Annotated in this window: 29 protein-coding genes and 2 pseudogenes; 4 read left to right on the top strand and 27 right to left on the bottom strand. The window is 34.0% G+C overall.

The genetic code is table 11. The features are described 5' to 3' along the window. Positions 1-28 precede the first annotated feature (28 nt). The 10 genes from LAU42_RS01515 to LAU42_RS01470 all read right to left on the bottom strand — a co-directional run bounded on the left by LAU42_RS01515 (position 29) and on the right by LAU42_RS01470 (position 7,074). On the bottom strand, positions 29-1,132 hold the full coding sequence (locus LAU42_RS01515; RefSeq protein WP_224183953.1) for an SMI1/KNR4 family protein: 1,104 nt from the start codon (positions 1,130-1,132) through the stop codon (positions 29-31). Continuing rightward, positions 1,129-2,040, bottom strand: a complete 912-nt coding sequence (locus tag LAU42_RS01510) for an STM3941 family protein (protein WP_224183952.1) — start codon at positions 2,038-2,040, stop codon at positions 1,129-1,131. Before LAU42_RS01510 ends, LAU42_RS01515 begins: the two co-directional genes overlap by 4 nt. 139 nt (positions 2,041-2,179) lie before the next feature. Further along, on the bottom strand, positions 2,180-2,674 hold the full coding sequence (locus LAU42_RS01505) for a hypothetical protein (protein ID WP_224183951.1): 495 nt from the start codon (positions 2,672-2,674) through the stop codon (positions 2,180-2,182). Continuing rightward, positions 2,667-2,876, bottom strand: a complete 210-nt coding sequence (locus tag LAU42_RS01500; RefSeq protein ID WP_224184711.1) for a helix-turn-helix transcriptional regulator — start codon at positions 2,874-2,876, stop codon at positions 2,667-2,669. Before LAU42_RS01500 ends, LAU42_RS01505 begins: the two co-directional genes overlap by 8 nt. A 106-nt stretch (positions 2,877-2,982) precedes the next feature. After that, the gene (locus tag LAU42_RS01495) at positions 2,983-3,366 is read right to left on the bottom strand and encodes a type II toxin-antitoxin system death-on-curing family toxin (RefSeq protein WP_224183950.1); all 384 of its coding nucleotides are present in this window, start codon (positions 3,364-3,366) and stop codon (positions 2,983-2,985) included. Then, the gene (locus LAU42_RS01490; RefSeq protein WP_224183949.1) at positions 3,366-3,629 is read right to left on the bottom strand and encodes an AbrB/MazE/SpoVT family DNA-binding domain-containing protein; all 264 of its coding nucleotides are present in this window, start codon (positions 3,627-3,629) and stop codon (positions 3,366-3,368) included. The genes LAU42_RS01495 and LAU42_RS01490 overlap by 1 nt, the downstream gene beginning before the upstream one ends. A gap of 112 nt (positions 3,630-3,741) precedes the next feature. Then, entirely contained in the window at positions 3,742-5,367 is a 1,626-nt protein-coding gene (locus tag LAU42_RS01485; RefSeq protein ID WP_224183948.1) for a MutS-related protein, read from the bottom strand. Positions 5,368-5,385: 18 nt separating this feature from the next. After that, positions 5,386-5,934 (bottom strand): GNAT family N-acetyltransferase, encoded by a 549-nt coding sequence (locus tag LAU42_RS01480; protein ID WP_101040867.1) that lies wholly within the window; start codon positions 5,932-5,934, stop codon positions 5,386-5,388. A 1-nt stretch (position 5,935) separates the two neighbouring features. Next, the gene (locus LAU42_RS01475) at positions 5,936-6,361 is read right to left on the bottom strand and encodes a GNAT family N-acetyltransferase (RefSeq protein WP_224183947.1); all 426 of its coding nucleotides are present in this window, start codon (positions 6,359-6,361) and stop codon (positions 5,936-5,938) included. Between the two features lie 5 nt (positions 6,362-6,366). After that, positions 6,367-7,074, bottom strand: a complete 708-nt coding sequence (locus tag LAU42_RS01470) for an alpha/beta fold hydrolase (RefSeq protein ID WP_224183946.1) — start codon at positions 7,072-7,074, stop codon at positions 6,367-6,369. A gap of 152 nt (positions 7,075-7,226) precedes the next feature. Between LAU42_RS01470 and LAU42_RS01465 the strand changes: the two genes are divergently transcribed. Beyond that, positions 7,227-8,405, top strand: coding sequence for a PAS domain-containing protein (locus LAU42_RS01465; protein ID WP_224183945.1), 1,179 nt, complete (start codon positions 7,227-7,229; stop codon positions 8,403-8,405). Positions 8,406-8,680: 275 nt separating this feature from the next. Here the strand turns inward: LAU42_RS01465 and LAU42_RS01460 are convergent. Beyond that, a pseudogene (locus LAU42_RS01460) lies at positions 8,681-8,827 on the bottom strand (winged helix-turn-helix transcriptional regulator); the annotation flags it as partial. Between LAU42_RS01460 and LAU42_RS01455 the strand changes: the two are divergent. Then, positions 8,826-9,035 (top strand): hypothetical protein, encoded by a 210-nt coding sequence (locus tag LAU42_RS01455; protein ID WP_338147633.1) that lies wholly within the window; start codon positions 8,826-8,828, stop codon positions 9,033-9,035. The pseudogene LAU42_RS01460 and the gene LAU42_RS01455 sit on opposite strands and share 2 nt — an antisense overlap. Positions 9,036-9,118: 83 nt before the next feature. Here the strand turns inward: LAU42_RS01455 and LAU42_RS01450 are convergent, their stop codons facing one another. From LAU42_RS01450 to LAU42_RS01435, 4 genes are all read right to left on the bottom strand, one after another. Further along, positions 9,119-9,637: an NAD(P)H-dependent oxidoreductase gene (locus LAU42_RS01450; protein WP_224183944.1), complete on the bottom strand. Its 519-nt coding sequence runs from the start codon at positions 9,635-9,637 to the stop codon at positions 9,119-9,121. Positions 9,638-9,648: 11 nt separating this feature from the next. Beyond that, positions 9,649-10,212, bottom strand: a complete 564-nt coding sequence (locus LAU42_RS01445) for a DapH/DapD/GlmU-related protein (protein ID WP_224183943.1) — start codon at positions 10,210-10,212, stop codon at positions 9,649-9,651. A 109-nt stretch (positions 10,213-10,321) separates the two neighbouring features. Continuing rightward, positions 10,322-11,533, bottom strand: coding sequence for an NADH:flavin oxidoreductase/NADH oxidase family protein (locus LAU42_RS01440; RefSeq protein ID WP_224183942.1), 1,212 nt, complete (start codon positions 11,531-11,533; stop codon positions 10,322-10,324). 96 nt (positions 11,534-11,629) lie between these two features. Continuing rightward, positions 11,630-12,070 (bottom strand): Rrf2 family transcriptional regulator, encoded by a 441-nt coding sequence (locus LAU42_RS01435; protein WP_224183941.1) that lies wholly within the window; start codon positions 12,068-12,070, stop codon positions 11,630-11,632. Between the two features lie 188 nt (positions 12,071-12,258). Here LAU42_RS01435 and LAU42_RS01430 point away from each other — a divergent pair, with 188 nt between their 5' ends. Next, entirely contained in the window at positions 12,259-12,933 is a 675-nt protein-coding gene (locus LAU42_RS01430) for a Crp/Fnr family transcriptional regulator (RefSeq protein WP_101153243.1), read from the top strand. 1 nt (position 12,934) lies between these two features. On the opposite strand, the gene LAU42_RS01425 is transcribed toward LAU42_RS01430, so the two are convergent. The 9 genes from LAU42_RS01425 to LAU42_RS01385 form a co-directional block, all read right to left on the bottom strand. Then, the gene (locus tag LAU42_RS01425) at positions 12,935-13,474 is read right to left on the bottom strand and encodes a hypothetical protein (protein ID WP_224183940.1); all 540 of its coding nucleotides are present in this window, start codon (positions 13,472-13,474) and stop codon (positions 12,935-12,937) included. Between the two features lies 1 nt (position 13,475). Next, positions 13,476-14,093, bottom strand: a complete 618-nt coding sequence (locus tag LAU42_RS01420; protein ID WP_157820849.1) for an SCO family protein — start codon at positions 14,091-14,093, stop codon at positions 13,476-13,478. Between the two features lie 13 nt (positions 14,094-14,106). Next, entirely contained in the window at positions 14,107-15,741 is a 1,635-nt protein-coding gene (locus LAU42_RS01415) for a cbb3-type cytochrome c oxidase subunit I (protein WP_224183939.1), read from the bottom strand. Positions 15,742-15,745: 4 nt separating this feature from the next. Continuing rightward, entirely contained in the window at positions 15,746-16,216 is a 471-nt protein-coding gene (locus LAU42_RS01410) for a cytochrome c oxidase subunit II (RefSeq protein WP_224183938.1), read from the bottom strand. 15 nt (positions 16,217-16,231) lie between these two features. Next, positions 16,232-16,408 (bottom strand): hypothetical protein, encoded by a 177-nt coding sequence (locus tag LAU42_RS01405; protein ID WP_224183937.1) that lies wholly within the window; start codon positions 16,406-16,408, stop codon positions 16,232-16,234. A gap of 150 nt (positions 16,409-16,558) precedes the next feature. Further along, complete coding sequence (locus tag LAU42_RS01400) at positions 16,559-17,167, bottom strand: FMN-binding negative transcriptional regulator (RefSeq protein ID WP_224183936.1); 609 nt, start codon at positions 17,165-17,167, stop codon at positions 16,559-16,561. Positions 17,168-17,189: 22 nt separating this feature from the next. Beyond that, complete coding sequence (locus LAU42_RS01395; protein WP_224183935.1) at positions 17,190-17,816, bottom strand: lysophospholipid acyltransferase family protein; 627 nt, start codon at positions 17,814-17,816, stop codon at positions 17,190-17,192. A gap of 15 nt (positions 17,817-17,831) precedes the next feature. Then, entirely contained in the window at positions 17,832-18,770 is a 939-nt protein-coding gene (locus tag LAU42_RS01390; protein WP_224183934.1) for a phosphatidate cytidylyltransferase, read from the bottom strand. After that, complete coding sequence (locus tag LAU42_RS01385) at positions 18,757-19,377, bottom strand: CDP-alcohol phosphatidyltransferase family protein (RefSeq protein ID WP_224183933.1); 621 nt, start codon at positions 19,375-19,377, stop codon at positions 18,757-18,759. Before LAU42_RS01385 ends, LAU42_RS01390 begins: the two co-directional genes overlap by 14 nt. Positions 19,378-19,610: 233 nt before the next feature. Between LAU42_RS01385 and LAU42_RS01380 the strand changes: the two genes are divergently transcribed. Continuing rightward, positions 19,611-20,030 carry a hypothetical protein gene (locus LAU42_RS01380; protein ID WP_224183932.1) on the top strand — a complete coding sequence of 140 codons (420 nt, stop codon included), beginning with the start codon at positions 19,611-19,613 and terminating at the stop codon, positions 20,028-20,030. A gap of 48 nt (positions 20,031-20,078) precedes the next feature. Here LAU42_RS01380 and LAU42_RS01375 read toward each other — a convergent pair whose 3' ends face one another. The 3 genes and pseudogenes from LAU42_RS01375 to LAU42_RS01365 all read right to left on the bottom strand — a co-directional run bounded on the left by LAU42_RS01375 (position 20,079) and on the right by LAU42_RS01365 (position 22,753). Beyond that, a complete protein-coding gene (locus LAU42_RS01375; RefSeq protein ID WP_224183931.1) occupies positions 20,079-20,726 on the bottom strand; it encodes a hypothetical protein in 648 nt (215 codons plus the stop codon). Then, the gene (locus LAU42_RS01370) at positions 20,710-22,080 is read right to left on the bottom strand and encodes a sensor histidine kinase (protein ID WP_224183930.1); all 1,371 of its coding nucleotides are present in this window, start codon (positions 22,078-22,080) and stop codon (positions 20,710-20,712) included. Before LAU42_RS01370 ends, LAU42_RS01375 begins: the two co-directional genes overlap by 17 nt. Before the next feature lie 4 nt (positions 22,081-22,084). Beyond that, positions 22,085-22,753 (bottom strand): annotated as a pseudogene (locus tag LAU42_RS01365) (response regulator transcription factor). Positions 22,754-22,760 lie beyond the last annotated feature (7 nt).

The raw sequence follows: 22,760 nt of genomic DNA, 5'->3' as shown, positions 1-22,760 counted from the left end.
ATGTGCAATATGCACATTCTTGTTTGTCTTACTTCTTATCACTATGTTGCTCAATTTCTGCTACACGTTCAATTTTTCGTAGCGTTTCCTCATCATAGCCATCATGTGACGTATATCGTTTTAACACTTCATGGTATCGGTCTATTACTGTAATATCTTCATGTTGAGACCAATCTACATAACTTACGTTCGTCTTTAATCCGCCATCCACTTCGTAATAAATTGAAACGCCTGTAATCGGATCTCCTTGAACAGATTTTACTTCATTATTTAATATACGCTTCAACACATTTTCTAATCGATCTATTTCAGGTTGAAGACGCTCCATATTCGGATTAAATTTGTCTATAAACGCTTTAAGCGTCACATACTTATGCGGTTCTTTCTCACTATTTGAACCAATTTCTCCTTCTACTTGTCCTGCATGATTTTTACCGTAATAAAGCAGGAACGCTTTGTAATCTGGAGGTATAATACCGTCTACTTTCTTTGCCGCTTCGACAAGTCTATTGTTAAGCCACTTCATATGCGTCTCTATTTCATCAAAGTCTGTCGTATTTAATTCAATATTGCGATTCATGTTCTCAATAGAAACACCGTCCAAAAAGCCATCGTTTACAATTTCAAGTTTTGAGACAAAACTTTCAAAGTTGTCTGCAATTTCAAAAATTGCAGATGTAAATTCTGATAGCTTTTCACATGATTCATAAAAGTCAGGACCTTTCGTCATCGTCGTTTCTTCAACTGTGTTAAACTGCTCATGTTCAATAAACACAACTGACGGTATGTCTTTATCATTTCTATAATCAAGCGCAAAGTAGTTATTAAACGCATCCGTAGCAAATATGAAGAACTCCCCTAAATCTGAAAAGTTTCCGATAACAGGTACATATGTATTCTCATAACGACTATCCGGATTTAAAGAAAATACTTTGTACAGCGAAATAAACTTACGTCTTACATTCGTATTATTCACGACAACATTATTAAATACAGCACCATTTAAAACATTTATAAATGATTTGAATGATTCCGGTAATTTATGTTCATGATACGCTTCGATATACTTGATATAGTCTTCTGAGTAAATCGGCTCTGAATATAATGCATTTGTTTTTAAAGTATTCATCATAGTTCTAACTTACCTCCCCATAGTACATTTCCACCTAAATGCGGTGTTTCATTGTGAAGTACTTGTGGTACAAGTTCAAACTTACACGGTACTTCATGATGATGTAATGTATAACCTTTAGGCAGCATCCCTTTCTCAATATCATCAATATCGTCAGATGATAACTTCGCCAGAACTGCAGGTTGTTTAACAAGTTCCTGTAACGTAAGTATCACTTGCTGCAGCTGCACAACGTCCGGTGCTTTTTGATACTTTTTATCAAGCTCAACAGTTAAAACGTAGCCACGGTTATTTAATACAGTAGCCCTTTCATCATCATGTCTATCTGATAAATCTTCAAAATACTGAACTGCAGCTTCACCTAGACCGCTTAACTTTTCAGTAATATTTTGTTTATGTTGCTTATCTTCCAGAATTTGCATCATTAATACAGCACACTCTTCAGATGTAATACCGGCTGCGTTTCTCACGATAATATTAATGTGACCTGCATCCATCATGCTATTATTAATAGAAGACAATGCTTTACTTGTCGCTTTGGCATCCTTTAAAGTTTCCTCGGGGTTTTTCAGAAATACAGAAATGTTCTTTTGATTTCCATACTGAATTAAATCAATATGATCCACTTCGTCCCAGCGAATCAGTCTGTCACCAGTAGCTCCAATCGTCGAATAATCATAGAAACCTTCATCTTTCAAAATTAATAACGGCTTACTATTCATAAATTGAATGAAATAAAAGACCACACATCCAACCATAAGTACAAACAATGCACCTACAATTAATTTACCTATAGAATCAAGGTCGCCCATGAAAACAATAACACCTAAAATAATCGATACGATAAGTAGGATAAATACTGAGCAACCAATTTTAAATCTACTTTTTCCAATTACGATATCTTCCATATTGTCCTCCTATAAACAGAAATTTAATTACATACATAATTATAGATTAATTGTATATATTATTTAAATGTTTTCTGAAAATTTACAATAAATTAATAAAAAAGACTTCATCAATAATGAAGTCTTAAGTTCCAAATTTTTAATTTAATAGCTTTCTATTTCTAAAATAATAAGTCAAATACATTATTATGCACATTACAAGCAGCATACTCAGTACAACCGGTTTTGTTACAAAATTATCTGGGAGTAAAAAGATGATTGCCGTAAAAAATGGGAAGAGTATACTCAGCCATGTGTATGATTGTTTCATAGATTCATACGTAACGTAACTCATTCCTTCATCCATATCATTAATCTCTGGCACTAAGTTAATTTTTTTGAACTTTTTCTTTGCCCATATGAGAAATAATGTACCTGCAAACAACAATATGATATTAATGATGATTGCAGCAATGATAAAGTACAAAAATACACTCCCATACTTATATGGATCAATATGAATGGCAAACAATACGTCCTTCTCATTAATCGTATAATGCATAACCATACTTAGTGGAATGATAAGTAATCCAATACATACAATACAAACTAAATTAAATAACGGATAAATCTTTTTAAATTGTTGTTCACTCATCTTCAACATCCTCCAATTCGAAAAGATTTTCAACTTGACATTGAAATACACGACAAATCTTTAAAACTAACGTGATAGACGGTGAAATCGTACCTTTTTCGATAAAACCAATCGTCTGTCTTGTGACACCAACTCTATCCGCTAACTCACTTTGATTCATGTTAAATTTTGCACGGTACTCTTTTAAATGAGACTTGAGCATGCTGTTCACCTCACCACTAATGTACAATATACCTAACATTTTGTAAAGTATTACTAACATATGTAATATAAAAAGAGACTACAAACATGATTGTTTATAGCCTCTGTTATTCAATATAGCGTTCAATCCATTCAGCTATGACGTCTTCTTCTAATCGTTCAGTAGCAATACGTACGATAAATTCAACCGCATCATCAGCATCAACTTTGAGTTTCAGACCGTTCTTCCTCAAAAATACATTGAGTGCCATGAACGCTGTTCGTTTATTACCATTATAAAAAATATGCTTCATCACAATATTTCTATATAAATTTGCAGCTTTTAAATATATAGTTGGATATAACTCTTCACCAGAAACATGTTGCTTAGGTGATGATACAGTCAGATGCAGTGCGGTTGGTTCTACTACACCAATTTGTTCATTCGGAGAATATTTTTTTATTAAAAATGTATTTAGAAGTATAATGTCCTCTTCAGTTAGATAATACATTATCTCTCCACCAACTTCTCAAATGTTTCATGATACTCTTGTGATATTTCTTTTGCTAAATCTAATATGTCCTGATCAGTAGACTCCTTTTTCTTTATAACGACACCATCTGACATTAAATTAAACTCTAATGTATCACCTACTGTAACATTTAAGTTCTCCATCATCTCTTTCGGGATAGTAACTACAGTTGAATTTCCCGTTTTCCATAACTTCTGCTCTTTTATAATACTATGATTATCACGATTTGCTTCATATTTCATTAATATCATCTCCTTCTAATTACATTATAAACTTTTTACCACTAATTGTATATACGTATTTACATATATACAATTAGATTATAATAATATAAAAGCACCGGGTATCCGGTGCTTAAGCCTCCATATTCAATTGTTTTAATTGTTTGAGCTGTGATTTGGCATTGTTATATATACTTTCAGGATAATTATGAATACGCATAAGCTCTATTGCATTCGAAGTCATTGTAACACCTTTTCTAATCGTGTAATCAAATGTTATATCATTATCTTCAGTCAGTGTTTCTTTAAAGTAATAAAAATCAAAGTGTGTCAATATTTCAGTTAATTCAATATCATGTGTTGCTGCAAATAGTAAACTGTTTTGATGCAAGTTCAAATAATCTAATATTGCAGTTGCTGAAGCAATTCGTTCTTTCGTATTCGTTCCACGCAATATTTCATCAATGAATATATACGTCGGTAATGCCAATTTAAGCACTTCTATAAGTCGCTTCACTGATTTAATTTCTGCGATAAAGTAACTATCACCTTTCGCTAAACTATCTTCTAAATTCATTGAAGTGGCTACGATACCTGGTTGATACACAAATCGTTCACTTGTTGATGTACTCAGACCTTGGGCCATTACTAAATTTATCGCCATCGTTTTCATAAATGTAGATTTACCTGAGGCATTAGAGCCTGTTAACAGCACAGAATGCGCGTAGTTAAAATCATTCGCTACAGCACGATCAAGTAACGGATGATACACTTCCTCCGCTTCAAGCTTTTTATCTTCAGCAACTTCAGGAATCGCGTAATATGGTAATGTCGTTCGCCATAAAGCAGTACTATAACTTGCATCTGCCTGTCCTACTACTTTGAAGTACGTCGCGAAATCTTCATGATGTTTATGAAGTATCGCAAGCGCACGATGATACAAATGATAATCAATTAAAAACATCTGCTTCATCGCATTAATCATTGTAAGCGCAATATTCCCTTCATTCTTATCATCGTTCAACATGAAATAACTCATCCACTTAACAGACTTCATCTTACTAATATTTGATTTATGACCGTTTAATTTCATTATCTCGTTAGCAGTGTCAATAACCTTAATTGCATAGAATAAATCGTTATAAACGAGTTCACTTTGAGACTGGAATTTTACTGACAGCCCCATAACGACACCCATTGCAACAATTACACTGAATATACCAATAGAGACACCGAAGTAAAACATTACTAAACTCAGTATCGGTAAGAAACTAACGAGTATCATCAGCTTGTTGTAACGCTCTTTTTTCTGATAATGCACTGTAAACTGACTTGCATCATTATTCGCATTTCTACCAAGCTTCGCTAATATAAATGATAACTTCTCACGATATGCTACATCTTCAGTAACATTATTCATAATCAATTCATCTACATTATGACCCGGGAAATTACGCAGTAACGTATATGTATACTCTTCACCAACTGAAGTAAAGTGATAGTTTATACGTTGAAATAATTGGTCCATACTTAAATCATTCCAGGTAATATCATCAATACATCGTGGTTCTGATTTACTAATATGCTTATAATAATGATCAAACATAATATGATTACCTTTTTGTCTGAAAAGCGTCGCTTGCTTATTAAACAATGTTTTTATTTTACGCTTCAATTGAATACTGTCATAAACGCTATAACCAATACCTATACCAATTAACACAATCGTAATTAATACATAAACCCAGAAACTCTGCATGCTAGACCTCCGATAATTTTATAGTGTATGACATTTCCATTCTTCTCGTAACATTCCCATCTTTATCGCATCGTAGTATTCCCCTTCAACGATTCTTGCTTTACGAATACATGCTTCTTGTTGCATACCTAACTTTTCAGCAAGTTTAATCATACGGATATTACCAGACCATGTAGATAATCCGATTCGATGGATGTCACTATTAGTAAAAATATAATCAATCCATTGCTTTAAAGCACTCGTTCCATATCCACCACTCCAATAATCGGGATTATAAATAACAATACCGATCTCCATCCAGCTCGTCACTTCACTTTCCCAGTAGGCATGCACCGTTCCAATAAACTCCTCATCTTTAATAATAAACATCGTTGAAGGTATTGTTTCTAAAAGATATTTATTCTTAAACTCCTGTTCAATGAACTCTTGCTTTGATAGTTTAGTTGTTGGTTTAGGAAAGTATGGTCCATTCCATTTGAATGATTCTTGTACTTCATCTTCAAACCTCCAAAAGTATAAATCTGATAAGTATTTCTTTTGCGGAAGTTCTAATATAACACTAGTCATTCTATCCCTCCGTATATTCTTTTTCCAAATGCGCTTTGTGATATATCGCCATACCTGTTGTTAATTTCTTAAACCCCATTTTTTTATAAAATGTTTCATTACCAGTTGTTGAAATTAAATGAATACAAGACAGATTCTCAAATTGTGCAAGTAAATTTCTCAGTAATATTTTAGCAATGCCTCTTCTTTGATATTCCGGACAAACAACAACATCATATATAGCAGCGTTAAATACCCCATCAGATAGTGCTCGCGCAAATCCAATAATATTATCATCCAGTTTAGCTATCGCTATATGAGTACTATTATTTAATATGATACTTACCTTGTGATAATCGTGATTCATCCATCCAACACTTTTATAGACCTCTACCATCCTGGTAATATCCTGATCACTATATGAATTGTAAATTGTGATGGAATCCATTAGTATCACTCCTTTATTTCATTTAAAAAAGTCTCAACGATTTTACTGAATAATTCGGGTTGCATCTCATTAGCAAGATGCCCGGCAAAAGGAACAATCGCTATATGAACATTATCATTCATATATAGTTGCTCAATACCATTCAATTCATGATGTGCATTCTCCCCTACACATAAAAGTGCAGGCTTATCAATAAGCGGAAATTTACTTGTATACTCAAAGGGGTACCAATCTTTCCCTACGTCATTAGTAATAACCTTTCTCCAATCCCCTTCATGAATCTCATCCATATAATTAATGACCTCATCTAATTCAATGATTTCCATAAGTCTTTCATCTTCCTCTTTAGAGCTCAGATCAAAGCCTTCATACTTAACCGTCATTATACCGGTGAGAACCAATGATTTTACTCGATGTGTCGCAATATCATTAATAACGAGTGCAACTACTGCACCAAGTGATGCGCCAATAATGTGGATATCTGACTCATTTAAATAGTCTAGTGTTTCTATTACATCATGTGCACAATCAATAAAATAGTTATCTAAATCATTGCTAACAGACTTACCATGACCTCTTAAGTCCATTCTTATCACTTTATAATTCTGTTGAAGCTGCGTACTCAAAAATTCATTTTCAGTTAAAGCAGTCTCACCTCCACTATGTAATAACAATATAGTTTCATCACCATTTCCATGTATGTAATGATTCAAAATCATATTATCCCCTCACTTCTCAATAAAATTATACTGAATTTTCTAATTTTTATATAGAGATACTTACAATTTTATGAATTTATATTATTTACATTACAAAACTCTTCAAAAGATGTATATTAAATATAACTTATAAAAGAGGTGACAACATGGTTGATTTTCAACTTTCTAATACGCTTAAAATATTGTTGAATCAAATTATTGACAGAAAACAACAGATTGAGGATACAGTTCTTAAAGAGATACCAACAATTGATTTCTTGCAGACGCTTATTCACATCCATTATACAGAAGGGTTATATGATATTTCTGACATTCATAATCTCATCCACCATTACAATATACATTCAGAAATCGAACTTCAACATGTCTACGTTTCATTAGATGACAATCATCCATTAAATATATTAATACGAGAGAATGATAGCTTTAATATCCAGTTAAACAGCTTAAAAGATAAGTTACCTGCTCTAGAAGTAAATAAAGATTCATCAATAATAGAAAATGAACTTCAAGCTTTGAGCAAAGTGTACGCACATTATAATCGCAAAGAAAAGATTCTATTCCCATTATTAGAACGTCATCAGATTTACACATTGCCAAGAAAAATGTGGGCGCTCGATGACGATATTCGTAGCCACTATAATCAATTTCGCAATCGCATTAAACGAATTCATGAAATTGAGTTCAGGCATATTAAGAAATCTTTTGATTTACTGTTTAATGATATGCACAAGATGATGTTATATGAGGAAGATATTCTGATTCCTTTCATCCAGGAGTTATTCAATGAAGCAGATTTCGTTCGTATCGCAAACGAAAGTGCTGCTTTCGGATATGCGGTGAACGTCAATCGTGTCTGGAACGAACAATCATTACCTCTTAAACAAAGGGATGAAAGCATTGATTACACACAAAATATAAAAATAGGTGGCGGTTACTTAACGCTAAAAGAAGCTGAACTTATACTTAATAATTTGCCAGTTGAAATTACATTCGTCGATAAAAATGGTTTGTTTAAATACTTCAATGAGATAACTTCATCTGCAAATATGATGTTTATTAGAACGCCGTTATCTATCGGTCGTCATGTTGCAAATTGTCATCCACCAAAGAGTTTGAAGAAAGTAATGAAGATCATGCGAATGCTAAAAAATAAAGAAGAATCATCCGTTACAATGTGGTTCAAAAAAGGTGATGAATTTATTTATGTAACTTATAAAGCGCTTTTCGATGAACATGATGAGTATCAAGGGATTCTTGAGTATGTACAAGATATTCAACCTTTCATCGATTTACCTAAATCGATAAAAAGAGACATAAATTAAGCACCGGAAAAATCCGGTGCTTAATTTTTATTCACTTATGCCTTCCCTTTTAACATTGCGTGCCAATACATAAACGGGATTGCGCGTTTCTTTACTTGATACAGTAATGGGTTTGTCTTCCCTTGATCAATCCGCATTGATTCTTTCGGTTTCATATCATATCCGAATTCTGCGATAAAGGCCTGACCATATTCTGTAGCGACAGGACAAGCGGTAGCGCCATCATAGTGTGCTTTTAACGGTTTGTCTTTCATAGCTGAGATTAAATTATCAACGAGTATCGGTAGTATCTCTTGTCCCATCTCAGTTAACGAATATTCTACGCGAGGCGGCACTTCCGCATATACTTCACGGTGCACCAATCCATCACTTTCTAATTCCTTCAATTGCTTCGTCAGTGATCCTTGAGAAATACCAGATATGGTAGCTGACTTCTTAGAAGAATGGTATCTTGCAGATGCAACAGATGGATTCTCAATCGTCCCTGATTCATCACATGATGGTGTTAAAGACTTTGTAGAACTCGTTGTTCCTATCTTACAAGAACGCGGATTATTTCACACAGAATATGAAGGTGAAACTTTACGTGAGAATCTGGGTGTTTCTTATGAGTATGGATTGAATCACTAGACAAGCGAAAAGAGTAAGTGCTGATAGATTCGATTATCAGCACTTATTTTTTTTATGCTATTTAATTATGCTCATCTCATATATTACTGCATCACAAATTCAATATATCGCTTTGTGCCTTCTATCAATTCACTCTCGGTAGCATGATTGACTGTACCGAATTGCGCGAAGTATCCAATATATTTCGCTCCAATATAGTTGAATGTTGCTTCAAAAGGTGTCAGCAATTCATTTAAAGTATGCTTATTGAACCCTGCTGCAGTATAATCCGATTCTGGACTTCCTACAGTGACAGCTAACCCAAATGATTTACCATTTAGTTTTGTGCCCTCAGGTCCATATGCATAGTTAAACAAGAATACTTCATCAAGGTATTGTTTTAACAATGGTGGGCTGCTATACCAATAGAACGGGAATTGAAAAATTACTTTATCGTACTTTAGTAATCTTTGTTGTTCTTCATAAATATCCAGCTTTGAATTTGGATATAATTCATATAGGTCAACGACATCAATATCCGCTTCAATTATAGCTTCTTTCCACATACGATTAACAATTGATTTATTCATCTCCGGATGTGTGATAATTACAAGTGTACTCATCAAATCAGCTCCTAGTCTATATTCTTAATCACTTTCGCGGGTGTGCCGGCCACAACAGTATTCGGTGGGACGTCTTTTGTTACTGTTGAATCTGCTGCAACAATTGAATTCTCTCCAACCGTAACACCAGGTAATACAGTGACATTCGCACCAATCCATGCATTTTTCTTAATAACAACTTTATTAACAACAAGGCCTCGTCGCTTCTCTGGATCTACAATATGATTCACTGAAATAATTCTAGCTGATGGTCCGATCAATACGTTATCTTCTATCTCAATACCACCTAAATCAACAAATGTTACATTCTTATTGATAAAGATTTCTTTTCCGAATTTAATATGTCTTCCGTAGTCAGTATAGAAAGGCAGAGATACGACAACACTTTCATCAATCGTCTGACTCGTCATTTCACCAAGTATTTTTAATACTTCTGGATTCGTTTTATAACCATTGTTGATTTCAAATGATAATTTTTCATTGTTTCCTTTGTTATCATGAATTTCATCATAAATTGGATCATCTTTTAATATTTCGATGTTCTGAATTCGTTCTAGCAAAGTCATGAATATCACTCCTTTTCTTAAGTTTACTATAAATTGATTTGCTTAATAAATGAAATCATCTATTTAAGATAGTAATGTACGTAAAAAATCCGAGATGTATGAACATCCCGGATGATTGTTATCGTCTTCTTTTTGTGAATGCTCTAGCACCGTGCGTTTTTGCTAAATCCAATAATGGACTCCATGCGTTTGTATGGACTACCGGGTTTTGATTGTTTCCGAGTTTTCTAATCTGTTGCTCGTAATATGCAATTCCGATAAATCCACCTAAAAGTTTATCCAATGCCTTTACTTTAGTTGTCAGTCTTGGAAGCGTCATATCTTCGTATGTGCCATTTTGAAGTTGATTTGGTAATTCAGGATTTAAGACTAGTGGTCTTGCAATACCAATCATTGCTACATTTGTATTTGTTATCGCATTAATCATGCTTTCTTGTTTGCGGAATCCACCGATAACTGAGATTGGTACATCTACAATGTCACTGATTTTTTTCGCATAATCCAAGAAATATACTTCACCGTCACCCATCATTTCTGGTTTTTCATAATCTCCGCCTGATATTTCAATATGATCAATACCTAATTCAGCCATCTTCTTGATTACTGCAATGGAATCTTCTAAAGAGAAACCTTTATCATTAAAGTCTGTTGAATTGATCTTCAAGCTGATAGGAAAATCTTCTCCAAGCGCGTTTCTCATTCCTGTATAAATATCAATTAAGAATTGCATACGTTTCTCTAAAGTTCCACCATACTCATCAAAACGTCGGTTATCTCTTGATGATAAGAACTGACTTACTAAATACCCGTGTGCGCCATGAATTTGAACACCAGTAAATCCTGCTTTCTTCGCTATTACTGCAGCTGTAACAAAGCGTTCAACCGTTTCTTTAATTTCGTTGATTGTCATTTCACGTGGTGGATTAAACGCACTACCAGCATCTCCTCCAATCGGGATAGCACTTGGTGCGATCGGTTGCTTAGATACTGATTTAGGGCTTTGTTTACCTGGATGATTAACTTGCATCCAAATATGACTACCGTTACGTTTACCCGCTTCTGCCCAACGTGTTAATATATCTAAATCTCTATCATCTTCAATGACGACATTACCTGGCTCACCTAGATAACGTCTATCAACCATTACATTCCCTGTAAGTGACATCCCGATACCACCATCACCCCAATGTTTATAAGCATTAACCAGTTCTTCTGTAGGACGATGTGTTTTGTCACCCATCCCTTCGCTCATCGCACCTTTATATAATCTATTTTTAATCGTTACACCATTGCTTAATACAAGTGGTTCAAATAATTTTTCTACTGACATGTATTTCACTCCTAATATTATTTTATATAACGAAATAATTTCTTTTTATAATCAATTATCAATATTATTTTATTAGTGTCTACCTTAATATCTTTACTATATTGTTTGATTTGAATAGCTTTCATTATGATTCTCCTTCATTTGTTTAATAACATCTTCTAACGTTCTTGCTTTTAATGATTGAAATAATTGCTGTTCAGCATCTGTAAATACCGGATTGAGCACCGATTCAATATTCTGAGCGACAGGACACTCTGGATTTACGTCTGTATGAACATTTAATAGCTTCACTTCTTTTGGATGTACTGCCTGATAAATTTCTAATAAATCAATCTCTCTACTTGATTTTAGAAGTGACATTCCGCTCTTACCTTGTGTACTTTCGATTAAACCTGATTTCTTAAGCAATGCTGTAATCTTTCTGATATAACTTGGATTCGTATTTACGCTATTCGCTATAGTGTCTGAATTCTGAACCTCTGTTGATTCTGAAATCATTACCATAATGTGCAGTGCAACTGAAAATTTAGTACCCATCTATTTCATCTCAATTCTAATTCGTTGTTGTATCTAATACAGATACAACTTTAACATGATAATTTGTTAAAAGCTACTAAAATTATTATTCTCATGTCTTTGAATAAGAGCTATGCCTTTCTTTCGAATCTTATCAGAATTTATCTTACATGATATAATCACCATACGATGATATAAAGGATGATAATATGAATAACAACATGATGCACTTTCCTTTCTTTAAGATGCTTAATACACATGAACTTGCTGCAGTGGCGACCATCTCTCAAATACAGCATTATAAGAAACTCAATCATATCTTTTATGATCAAACAGAGATGACGCATTTTTATTTTGTTGAAGAAGGCACTGTAAAGATTTATCGCACTGATGTTAACGGTAAAGAACAAATTGTGAATTTCTTCGGTCCGGGAGAACTATTCCCGCATCATGCTTTCTTTAGAACAGGACCTTATCCAGCTAATGCGGTTGTTGTTGAGGATGCTAAGATATTATCTATTAGTAAAAACGAGTTTGAAACACTTGTTAAGATGAATCCGGAACTTTCAATAAAGATGTTCAAGTATTTAGGTAATCTAATCGTTGATCTACAGAAACGATTGCAGGAGAAAATATTAGAACCCACACCTCAGCAATTATTATTAATGTTAAAGCGTCTGGCACTTATGCACGGAGAAGTTGAAAATAATGATTTCACAAAGATTCTGCTTAAGATTAATAAACAAGAACTTGCGAACATGCTGGGATTAACACGCGAAACAGTAAGTCGTAACTTTACTGTGTTTAAGAAGATGCACATATTAAAAGAAGATGCAGATGGATTTATCGAAATCAATCTGCATAAAATAAAAGATAGTAAGTGAGCTACTTACTATCTTTTATCTGTATAAACATTAATAATACAACACTTATTGCAATGAATATAAACCCATACCCCACCGCCAGCTGATCAGATTCTAAATAGTTGTTACATAAAGTTGTTTCACTAAAGATATAGAAATAAGCTAGTATCGAGAATGTAATGGCAATGCATGTGTATATGATGAATTTTTTATTATGATTCAACTTTGCCATACTATCTCTGAATAACATGCCGATAAGCGGTATTGAGACAAACTTAAATGCTTCAACTGATGGATACTCAAGCGCTTCGTCCATAGCTCTTGGCAGCATCCAGTATATAAATAAGAAAATGAAGATAATCAATCCTGGCATCCCCGTCGTATTATATCGATGTGCTTTAATCAGTTTCTCGTTCACTAATTTCCCCATTAGCCATCCTGCAATAAACAGCAACATCATCTGCATGTGCATATGCATGACCATTATCGACTCAAACAATGTTCTTATAGGTGGCAACGCTAAGAATATAAATAATGCTAATCCATAATAAAACTGTCTCATCTTATCTCACATCCTTTAATGCTTGCTGCACAGTTTCTGTCGTGCTATCAATATCTTGAAACTTCATTACACTGTGCAGCTTTCCGTCCGGTTTAATAAGATAAAACGATGTATTATGCTGAAAGTTATTATCTCCATCAGGAATCACAATAACGCCATATGTGTCTAATATTTTCTTTAAGTCTTTATCACTAGTAGGTGTAACCATTCTCCAAGTTTCACCGTCAGCATCAAAGTATCCTGCATAGCGCTCCAATACGTCTACAGTATCTCTTTCTCTATCAAAAGATAAGCTAACAAACACTATATCATCTTTATATCGTTTCATGTCAATATTCTTATAGACCGATTTCATATTCTGTTCCATCATCGGACACACCGTACTGCAATTTGTGTAGATAAATGTCATTAATATATATTTTCCTTTGAACGTATCAAATGGATAAGTTCTACCTTTATTATCGACGACTTCAATATTCGGATACTTCGGAGTTGTTGTCTCTAATGTCGTTACTCGCTTTTGTTCTAATGTAAAAGCTTTATATCCATCTGTTGCTATCCCTAGAAATATCAATCCTATAATAATCAATAGTGCGGATAGGATACGTTCTGTTCTCATATTAATGACTCCTTTACCAAGTTTTAATCGGTGGTGATCCTGGAGGTGCATTTTGAATGATATCAACTATTGGATATACGTATCCCATAGAAATCAGTAAGAATGCGACCACTAACCATAACGACCATTTTTCAGTCCATGCAGGTGTAGTTACTTCCGCTTCGTTTACTTCTGCCACCATAAATGGTGTGTGTCCTTTAGGTGCTTTAAACATTAAATAGAATGCGATATAACACATCAAAACAATACCGATGAACAACAATATGCCGCCCGCACCTACAAATAATAAATACGGATTCCATGCTAGTGCGTGTGCATGCTCATGATACGTTGTAAACTGTGTTCGACGGGGTGCTCCGATTAAGCCCACAAACGTCATCGATAAAGACATAAAGATCATACCTATCGTCCAGAATCCTGTTTGCCATATACCTAAGTTATGAATTTTTCGCGTTAGAACTCTTCCTGATAAATATGGGATTAGCCAGTACACTAAACCGAAGAACGTCAGTACAACTGAAACCCCTACAGTTACATGGAAATGCCCTACAACCCATAAAGAATTATGTACAACTTGATTCAACTGATTGTTTGTTTGTGCAATACCTCCTGCTCCACCAAATATAAAGCCGACCATGGCTAACATAATCGTTAGAAATCTTACATCACCCCAAGGTAATTTCCAAAGCCAGCCTAGTAAGCCTTTACCTCCATTTTGACGTCCGACTTGCTCTAAAACTGCAAACATCGCAAATGCTGTCATAAGAGATGGGAATCCTATCGCCACACTCATAATTAAATGCATAAATTTAAGTCCTGGAGAAAATCCAGGGTCAACAATCTGATGATGGAACCCACCAGGAACATTGAGCACGACAATTAAGATAACTGTAATTCTCGTTAATGCATCACTGTATACTTTCCCGCCAATAACTTTAGGTAAGACGAGATACCAGGCAGACACTGCAACTAAATACCATACGTTTACTAATGTGTGACCAAAACTCCAGAATAAAGTGCGGGTTAATAGTACATTAATACGTTCTACAATGCCCATAGACCATGGAATCATCATCAATACTTCTACCGTTACACCGATACTTCCTAATGTAATAAGCGTATATACACCTGTAGCAAAGAATGCGAATAATGGTAAGTGTTCTCCTTTATGTGACTGCTTCCATTTATAGCAAGATATAAATATTCCGATTGCACTTAACCAAATGCAAAGCACGACAAATACTAAACCTATATAAAATACGGGACTCGCTGCCATTGGTGCATAAAACGTATACATCACAGTGGCACGATGATTAATTACTTCAAACACAACCATTAAAGCACCAATAAGAAAACTCACCAAACCAACCCACGATAACGTTCTAGATATCTTTTGTAAGCCACCTAATACATAGTCTGTTGCGGCGTATAAATACCCATTAACAAACAAAGTTGTAAAACCGATAATCAATAATATACCGTGCAGTGTTAACAGCTCATAATAGTTTAATCCATTTAATATCTTTAATACTCCTGCTCTGTTCAACCCTTGTATTAAACCTATAAACCCACCAATAAATAGCAATACAAATGCTAGAAACATATTCACTAAAGAAAAACGATAATGCGATCCACGTAACTTATTCATATCCTCACTCCTTTACAACAATTTGCATCGACATTGTGTCATGTCCAGTGCCACAATATTCATTACATATCATGATGAATCGTTCAGACTTCTTAAATGTCTGTGTGATGGTCTGGATGTGACCAGGGACCACCATCGTATTTACATTCGTATTTGGGATATTGATACCATGCACGACATCTTTTGACGTAAGCTTAAATGTTACTTTCGCCCCTTTTGGCACTTCCAATTTTTGCGGTTCAAATTTGAAAGCTTCTAACGTCATAACCGCTTCATATTCATTGTCCCCTATTTTCTTTAACCCAGGTTTATTAAAAGGAGGTGTCTTAGATACTTTCGTCGGATCTATTGTTTCGATATGACTTGGTGGTGCCATCTCTTTGGCAAATGCCTGATAACCTGTTATTGCGATTGCAAGTCCGATAATTACGACACCGATAATCAACCATAATTCTTCTAATTTATGTACTTTCATGCTGTTGCTCCTTTCTTAATAACGTAGTAAATATAAAACGAGTAATAAACCAGTCCAGAAAATGATACTTCCACCTACAAACACGACAGTCGCAAAGAACGTACCTTTTAGTGTTTCAGTATTTTCTTTATGTTCTTTAACATTCGCCATACCATTATCCCCTTTCGAAATAGTAATAATAATTGTTCTCACTTATTATTGTAAAAGTTTCAGACGATACATTCGTGATTTCAATCACGGTGAAATTCATTATTTATGAATAATTTGTGAAATAAAAAAGAACTTGGATATAGTATCCAAGTTCTTATATTCATCTTATTAATTTTTATCACGTTATTTACATTAATCCCTCAACTTCTCCATCTCAGCAGCTAAACGGTTATCATCCTGATTATCACTTTCACGTAAATTCAAGACGATATTTTTATAATCTTTGTCACTTCTATTCTGACTTAATTTATATTTAAGACCCGCTTCACGAACCTTTACTTTATATCCAATAATCCCTTTAGCCTGCTTTAGCACATCCTCACTCAATGTATCAAACGTTCTCGCATTGTCACCTGTCTCATAATGATCCGTTAGATGCCTTAGGTCTTCCATCAGCTCATCTTCATTCAGAACAACACACTCTCCTGTTAACTGTGCTGCTTGATAATTCCACGTAGAAACTTCTTCTTGTTCATACCATGAAGATGATACGTAACCATGTGCACCAGTGAACTGAATCAGTACATTCTTATTATGCTCAAGTGTCTTATTTTGAGGATTTGGTCTTGCGAGATGAAATGATAACACGACCTCTTCATCAATGACATCCACCATAACTGGAACCTGCGTTGCATACGGTACATCATCCTTAGATGAAATAACCGTAGCAAATGGATTCTTACTTAAAAAATCTATCAGTGCATTAAAATCTTCTACTTTGAATAATTTCGGCAAGAACATACGTATTTCTCCTTTTGAAATTTTACCATTCCTTAAAATTACCTTCATCTCTTAAAGTATTAAGTCTATTCGTCACTTCATCCATGAATACTTTGCGGTCATCAATAAATTTAAATGTTTCCCCAATAAAGATATCTACAAAAAATGGCACGAGTATGAAGCTATCTTTCGGCAATGCCTTTCCTAATCCGTGCATAAAAACAGGTTGAATGGGTACATTCTGGCATTCACGCATTAAATAATAGATTCCAGACTTATACTTAGATAGCTGTTCTGGTTCTCCACGTGAACCTTCTGGATATAGTATGATTATACCTCCATTTTGTAATTCATTTATTATCGGTTGAAACATCCCTTTAAAGTCACGTGTCATCTTACGCTCGATAGGAATAATATTCATCACTTCTGTGGAAAACCATTTCAACACTTTATTCTTAAGAAAGTAATCACCAGCAGCTACAGGTCTTACATGGTGAAAATGTTTACCTTTAAACAGACTCATTAGTACTAAAGTATCTAGATGACTATTATGATTTGCTATCAAGACAAGTGGACCAGATTTTTGTAATCGTTCATAATGTCTTATATTCAAACCTAAGACAATAAAGACGATTGGTCTCACGATAAGCGTGAATAATAAATTCCTCATCAAAGTAGCTCCTTTCTAAAAATAAAAGAATCTCGTGAAATGGAAGAATAATGGTGCTGTATATGTGAGCGAGTCCACACGATCTAATATACCACCATGGCCCGGTATCGCTTGAGAGGTATCTTTAATATTTAAATCACGTTTAAGCGCTGAAATGTTCACGTCACCAATAAAACCACTGACGCTGATATACATACCTGCAGCGATCATGCCTGATAAAGTAAAAGGAGTAAGTAATGAACCAAGTAACATTGAAAGTAATGTTGTAAGTATGACGCCACCTATAAAACCAGCCCATGTTTTATTAGGGCTTACTTTCGGGATTATTTTGCGCTTGCCAAATAATTTACCTGATATGTATTGAAATACATCATTTGCTTGAGTAAGTATGACTAAAAATAATACTAAGCTTGCGCCTGAAACTGATTGTTCATTTCCTGGCAGAACAATTAAGTATGCCAGATGACTTAAACTAAACACGAATAACATGATCCCCCATTGAATCGTAGCCATAGAGTGTAAGAAGCCCTTCGTTTCTCCAACGATCAACGCTTGTATCGGGATAAATAAAAACATATATACAGGAATAAAAACGATAAAAAAGCCATAGAGTCCGTTATAAATTAATATAAATTGAATAGGTATCGTTAAATACGCCCATAAATATACAAGACGATGGCTTCTATTTGTAGGAATTAGTGAAAAATATTCTTTTAATGCCAGAAAGCAAAGAAAAGCCATAAAGATTAAAGAAACTGTTTTATGTATCATTAACGCAAATGAGAATATAATACACATCATCCACCAAGATTTTACACGTAACCATATGTTTTCAGTATCCTTATTCGAATATTTCCTGAGTAATATTTGACTAATAATCGTTGAGATAATAAGGACAACAAAGACACCGATTAATACAGTAATCATTTCGTTTGATAGGTTATTGAGGTTCATACGTTGCTCCTTTCAACCCATTTTTCATGCGTTTATATATATTCAATACGATAAGCAGTGATGCAATATAAAGAATAATATGTATAAATGGAATGACATTTATCTTTAGCACTATCAAAAATGCAATAAGACCAATTAAGAAAGCACGGTCACTCTTACCCATAGGTCCGTCATATCTTCGCTTTGATCCTATAACTTGAACTAAACTTCCTGCCATTTCACTGATAATTGATAATCCGATAAATAATATCACAGAAATACCCTCATCTCTGACAATCAAAATAAATGGTAAGTACAATACTAAGTCACTTATGACATCACCGAGTTCATTTAATAGCATACCTAGATTTGACTTCATGTTATATTTGGAAGCCATTACACCGTCTATCGCATTCAGTGCCATTCTTATAAACATAACTATCGGAACCAACAAATAAACCCACGTGTTATCATGAAATAATGCTATCGCCACACCCGTTAAAATAGACAAAAGAAGTGCACTTACAGTTACTTGATTGGGTGTAATACCTGCACTTCTAAACTTATCAACAATTGGCATGATCACTTGCTGAAACTTTGGCTTCAATTCATAAATACTTACCATCATCCTTACTCCTCTCATCAAAAATGTTATATTTACAGTAATTATACACATATGATTTGTATTAACAAAATTATTTCGTAATAATATATGATTAATAATACATTTAATAAGGAGCACTTATGGGACTAATTGCATTATTATGGGGATTCGCTGAAGCCACAGTATTTTTTATTATTCCTGATATCTTTCTTACTTACGTTGCCATAACACAAAAAAATAAACACATCATCATAAAGATGCTGTGTTTAACTCTGATCGGTGCTCTAATTGGTGGAACACTTGTTTATATTACCGCGCTGATCAATCAAGACGTGATGAAATCAATATTATTTCATGTACCATCCGTCCAGCCATATATGTTAGAGCATGTCACAAAAGCAATGAATGATAATCCATTCATCGGGCTCATATCAGGACCGCTCTTTGGAATACCATATAAAATGTTTGCATTTGCTGCACCACAATACTTGAATTTATTTTTATTTCTAATATGCTCGATACCAGCTAGACTATTACGCTTTGTAATCGTTACAATAATCGCTTACTGGTTATCTCATCATGTGCTGCATTGTCTTACATACCGTAAGAAAGTCTTCATATGGTTAGTTGTCTGGTCAATAGTATACATCATTTATTTTAGTGTTCATGGATTTTGAATTGGCTTGTCTCTTGGAACGATAAGCGACCGCCCGTATTATTCAGTTTTAATCATCATCCATATCGTCATATTCATCGTCATCATCATCATCTGAATAATAGTAATATGGACTTTCTTGTACTTGTACATTGGATTGCTGCTGCTGACGATTTGGTACCTCTTGAGAATATGTGGGTTGTTGTAATGTATCTTGACTTTCTGCTGGCATCTGATTGCTTGACTGCTGATTAGGCATTGCGGATTGCTCTATTGATGGATGCTCTGTTTTGGTTTTTGGTGAACTTTGCTGTTGCTTCTCGTTCTTTTGAACTGCTTTTTGTGTTTCATCTTTTGATTTCAACTGTTTATTATTTGTATCCTCTTTACGCTTTTCTTTCTTTATTTCACGCTTCTTTTCATCTTGTGTGTTATTGTTATCGAAGTGCTTCAACACTTTCAAATTTGAGATTTTCTCATTATATCTATCTATTTTAAATTGAAATCTCTTTCGTTTATCTTCCACAATCACTTTAAAGTATTGTTTATTCGCAGTCATATGAAAATCTTTAATGTCACCTGCATAACGTTCGGCAACTATTTTCTTTGCATCAGCTTCACTAAGCAACGCTCGGTTACTCTGAAAAACTACAACAGCAAGTACAATTGTCAGTAGTATCGTTACAAAATATAGAAATGGTTTAACTAAATGTTTCAATGTACTGCTCCTTTATCGTTAATTTAACCGTTGTTCCGTAATTTAATTCTGAATATACATCAATCCCTATATCATTTGCTTGTGCAATCTCTTTTGCAATGTATAACCCTAAACCGCTGCCACCTGTCTTTCTAGTACGTGCCTTGTCTACACGATAAAATCTATTAAATATCTTATCCAGACTTTCTGCAGGTATCCCTATGCCCTTATCTTCAATTTGAAGCATCACATTTTTATGTTTTTGGTTCAACGCAATCACTACACTTTTATCACTATACTTAATCGCATTATCGATAAATATTGTAATGAGTTGCACAAATTGCTCCTGATTTAATTTTATGTGTAAAGTCTTTATTTTTGATTGAACATCAATTTCTCGCCCATGAGTAATCGATAATTTCTTTGCGGTACTTTGTAACAATTGGATAAGTTCAAATGATTCACGTTCATTATGTTTCGTTTGCTTATGAAATGACGTAATCTGTAACATTTGATTCGCTAAATAACTCATCCTTATCGCTTCTTCATGTATGGCGTCTAATCCTTCATCCAATACCTCTGGCTTTGATTTACCGAAGCGCTTTAACATCTCACTATAGCTTTTAATTACAGTTATAGGTGTCTTTAATTCATGTGAGGCGTTTGCAATAAAACTCTGTTCTTTCTCTTCTTGTTCACTTAATCGTTTCATCATTAAATTAAATGTATCGGTCAGATCATCTAATTCTTTTGATGTGTTTTCTATACTTTCAATTTTTGTATAACCTTTCGTTTTATGAATGTTAGACATTTTATTTATGAGCAGATGAATTGGTTTTAATATACTATGCGTAATAATCATATTAAGAATAATAGTAATGATCGTAACCATAATTGTAGAACCGATTAATATCCACTTTAAGTTTTCAAATGATTCGTGTTTCATATCAATATTCTCGTATATTTGCAAGTTGACAGTCTCTTTATCTTCCCAGAGTACCGGTACAGAAACCATTACGAAATGATGATTCCCACGTGTAATGTACTTATCTGTTTGTTTATCCGTATAGTCTTCAATCAAATTACGATAATGCTGTTTCGTCATAATTTGAAGTTTGCGTTTATTATTTTGATTAACAATCGTAACAGATCCGTCTGACAGTAAATGATTGACGATAATCTTTTCGTTATCCTGTTTTGTTTGATTGGACTTTTCTAATTCTTTAATAATATTTATTGCCCTATTTTCTAATTGATGCACTTCGTTTTGAATAGCATTTTTCTTAAACGTAATATATACGAAAACATTCACTACAATTAATGTGAGTACGATCATAACAGTAGTATACAGTTGAATTTTAGTACTTAACTTCATATAATTATTCCTTTATTAAATATCCCATGCCACGAACACTTTTTATATAATCATGCGGTGTCCCTAATTTCTTTCTTATATATCGTACATATACATCTACAATATTAGTATCTCCCGCATAATCATATCCCCAAACATGTTCAATAATTTGTTCACGATTTAATACTTGGTTTTTATTATCAATGAAATAATAAAGTAAATCGTATTCCTTTTGCGTTAACTCTATATTTTTACCATTTAAATAGACTTCACGTACATTAGGGTGTATTTCGATAGACTTAAACGTTACTACTTCATTAACCGGTTTAACATCTGCGCTTTTCAGATGTACACGAATACGTGCAAGCAACTCTTCAATTTCAAACGGCTTCGTCATATAATCATTAGCGCCACCATCTAACCCACCAACTTTATCCATTACCGTATCTCGTGCTGTAAGCATAATAATCTTAGTTTGTTCATCAGCCATACGTATACGGCGTAACACTTCAAGACCATTAAGTTCAGGTATCATTACATCCAGTAATATCAAATCAATTTGATTAGATTCTTATATATTTAATCCTTCACGTCCAGTGTACGCTTTACTCACTTTATATCCTGCAAATTCAAGTTCAAGTTCGATTACACGTGAAATCTTTTCATCATCTTCGATTATTAATATATGTTCCATAATTCAC

Origin of the sequence: Macrococcus armenti (assembly GCF_020097135.1) — a bacterium.
Lineage (GTDB): Bacteria > Bacillota > Bacilli > Staphylococcales > Staphylococcaceae > Macrococcoides > Macrococcoides armenti.
This window is presented reverse-complemented; position numbering and strand designations above follow the sequence as displayed.

Bases quoted from the DNA above. Each gene is read 5' to 3' on its own strand.
- LAU42_RS01500 (WP_224184711.1), bottom strand. From the start codon at position 2,876: ATGCTCAAGTCTCATTTAAAAGAGTACCGTGCAAAATTTAACATGAAT.
- LAU42_RS01395 (WP_224183935.1), bottom strand. From the start codon at position 17,816: ATGAGGAATTTATTATTCACGCTTATCGTGAGACCAATCGTCTTTATT.
- LAU42_RS01440 (WP_224183942.1), bottom strand. From the start codon at position 11,533: ATGTCAGTAGAAAAATTATTTGAACCACTTGTATTAAGCAATGGTGTA.
- LAU42_RS01455 (WP_338147633.1), top strand. From the start codon at position 8,826: ATGGTAGCTGACTTCTTAGAAGAATGGTATCTTGCAGATGCAACAGAT.
- LAU42_RS01410 (WP_224183938.1), bottom strand. From the start codon at position 16,216: ATGAAAGTACATAAATTAGAAGAATTATGGTTGATTATCGGTGTCGTA.
- LAU42_RS01465 (WP_224183945.1), top strand. From the start codon at position 7,227: ATGGTTGATTTTCAACTTTCTAATACGCTTAAAATATTGTTGAATCAA.
- LAU42_RS01400 (WP_224183936.1), bottom strand. From the start codon at position 17,167: ATGTTCTTGCCGAAATTATTCAAAGTAGAAGATTTTAATGCACTGATA.
- LAU42_RS01510 (WP_224183952.1), bottom strand. From the start codon at position 2,040: ATGGAAGATATCGTAATTGGAAAAAGTAGATTTAAAATTGGTTGCTCA.
- LAU42_RS01515 (WP_224183953.1), bottom strand. From the start codon at position 1,132: ATGATGAATACTTTAAAAACAAATGCATTATATTCAGAGCCGATTTAC.
- LAU42_RS01420 (WP_157820849.1), bottom strand. From the start codon at position 14,093: ATGAGAACAGAACGTATCCTATCCGCACTATTGATTATTATAGGATTG.
- LAU42_RS01430 (WP_101153243.1), top strand. From the start codon at position 12,259: ATGAATAACAACATGATGCACTTTCCTTTCTTTAAGATGCTTAATACA.
- LAU42_RS01485 (WP_224183948.1), bottom strand. From the start codon at position 5,367: ATGCAGAGTTTCTGGGTTTATGTATTAATTACGATTGTGTTAATTGGT.
- LAU42_RS01480 (WP_101040867.1), bottom strand. From the start codon at position 5,934: ATGACTAGTGTTATATTAGAACTTCCGCAAAAGAAATACTTATCAGAT.
- LAU42_RS01385 (WP_224183933.1), bottom strand. From the start codon at position 19,377: ATGATGGTAAGTATTTATGAATTGAAGCCAAAGTTTCAGCAAGTGATC.
- LAU42_RS01415 (WP_224183939.1), bottom strand. From the start codon at position 15,741: ATGAATAAGTTACGTGGATCGCATTATCGTTTTTCTTTAGTGAATATG.
- LAU42_RS01435 (WP_224183941.1), bottom strand. From the start codon at position 12,070: ATGGGTACTAAATTTTCAGTTGCACTGCACATTATGGTAATGATTTCA.
- LAU42_RS01380 (WP_224183932.1), top strand. From the start codon at position 19,611: ATGCTGTGTTTAACTCTGATCGGTGCTCTAATTGGTGGAACACTTGTT.
- LAU42_RS01495 (WP_224183950.1), bottom strand. From the start codon at position 3,366: ATGTATTATCTAACTGAAGAGGACATTATACTTCTAAATACATTTTTA.
- LAU42_RS01390 (WP_224183934.1), bottom strand. From the start codon at position 18,770: ATGAACCTCAATAACCTATCAAACGAAATGATTACTGTATTAATCGGT.
- LAU42_RS01425 (WP_224183940.1), bottom strand. From the start codon at position 13,474: ATGAGACAGTTTTATTATGGATTAGCATTATTTATATTCTTAGCGTTG.
- LAU42_RS01490 (WP_224183949.1), bottom strand. From the start codon at position 3,629: ATGAAATATGAAGCAAATCGTGATAATCATAGTATTATAAAAGAGCAG.
- LAU42_RS01450 (WP_224183944.1), bottom strand. From the start codon at position 9,637: ATGAGTACACTTGTAATTATCACACATCCGGAGATGAATAAATCAATT.
- LAU42_RS01475 (WP_224183947.1), bottom strand. From the start codon at position 6,361: ATGGATTCCATCACAATTTACAATTCATATAGTGATCAGGATATTACC.
- LAU42_RS01370 (WP_224183930.1), bottom strand. From the start codon at position 22,080: ATGAAGTTAAGTACTAAAATTCAACTGTATACTACTGTTATGATCGTA.
- LAU42_RS01505 (WP_224183951.1), bottom strand. From the start codon at position 2,674: ATGAGTGAACAACAATTTAAAAAGATTTATCCGTTATTTAATTTAGTT.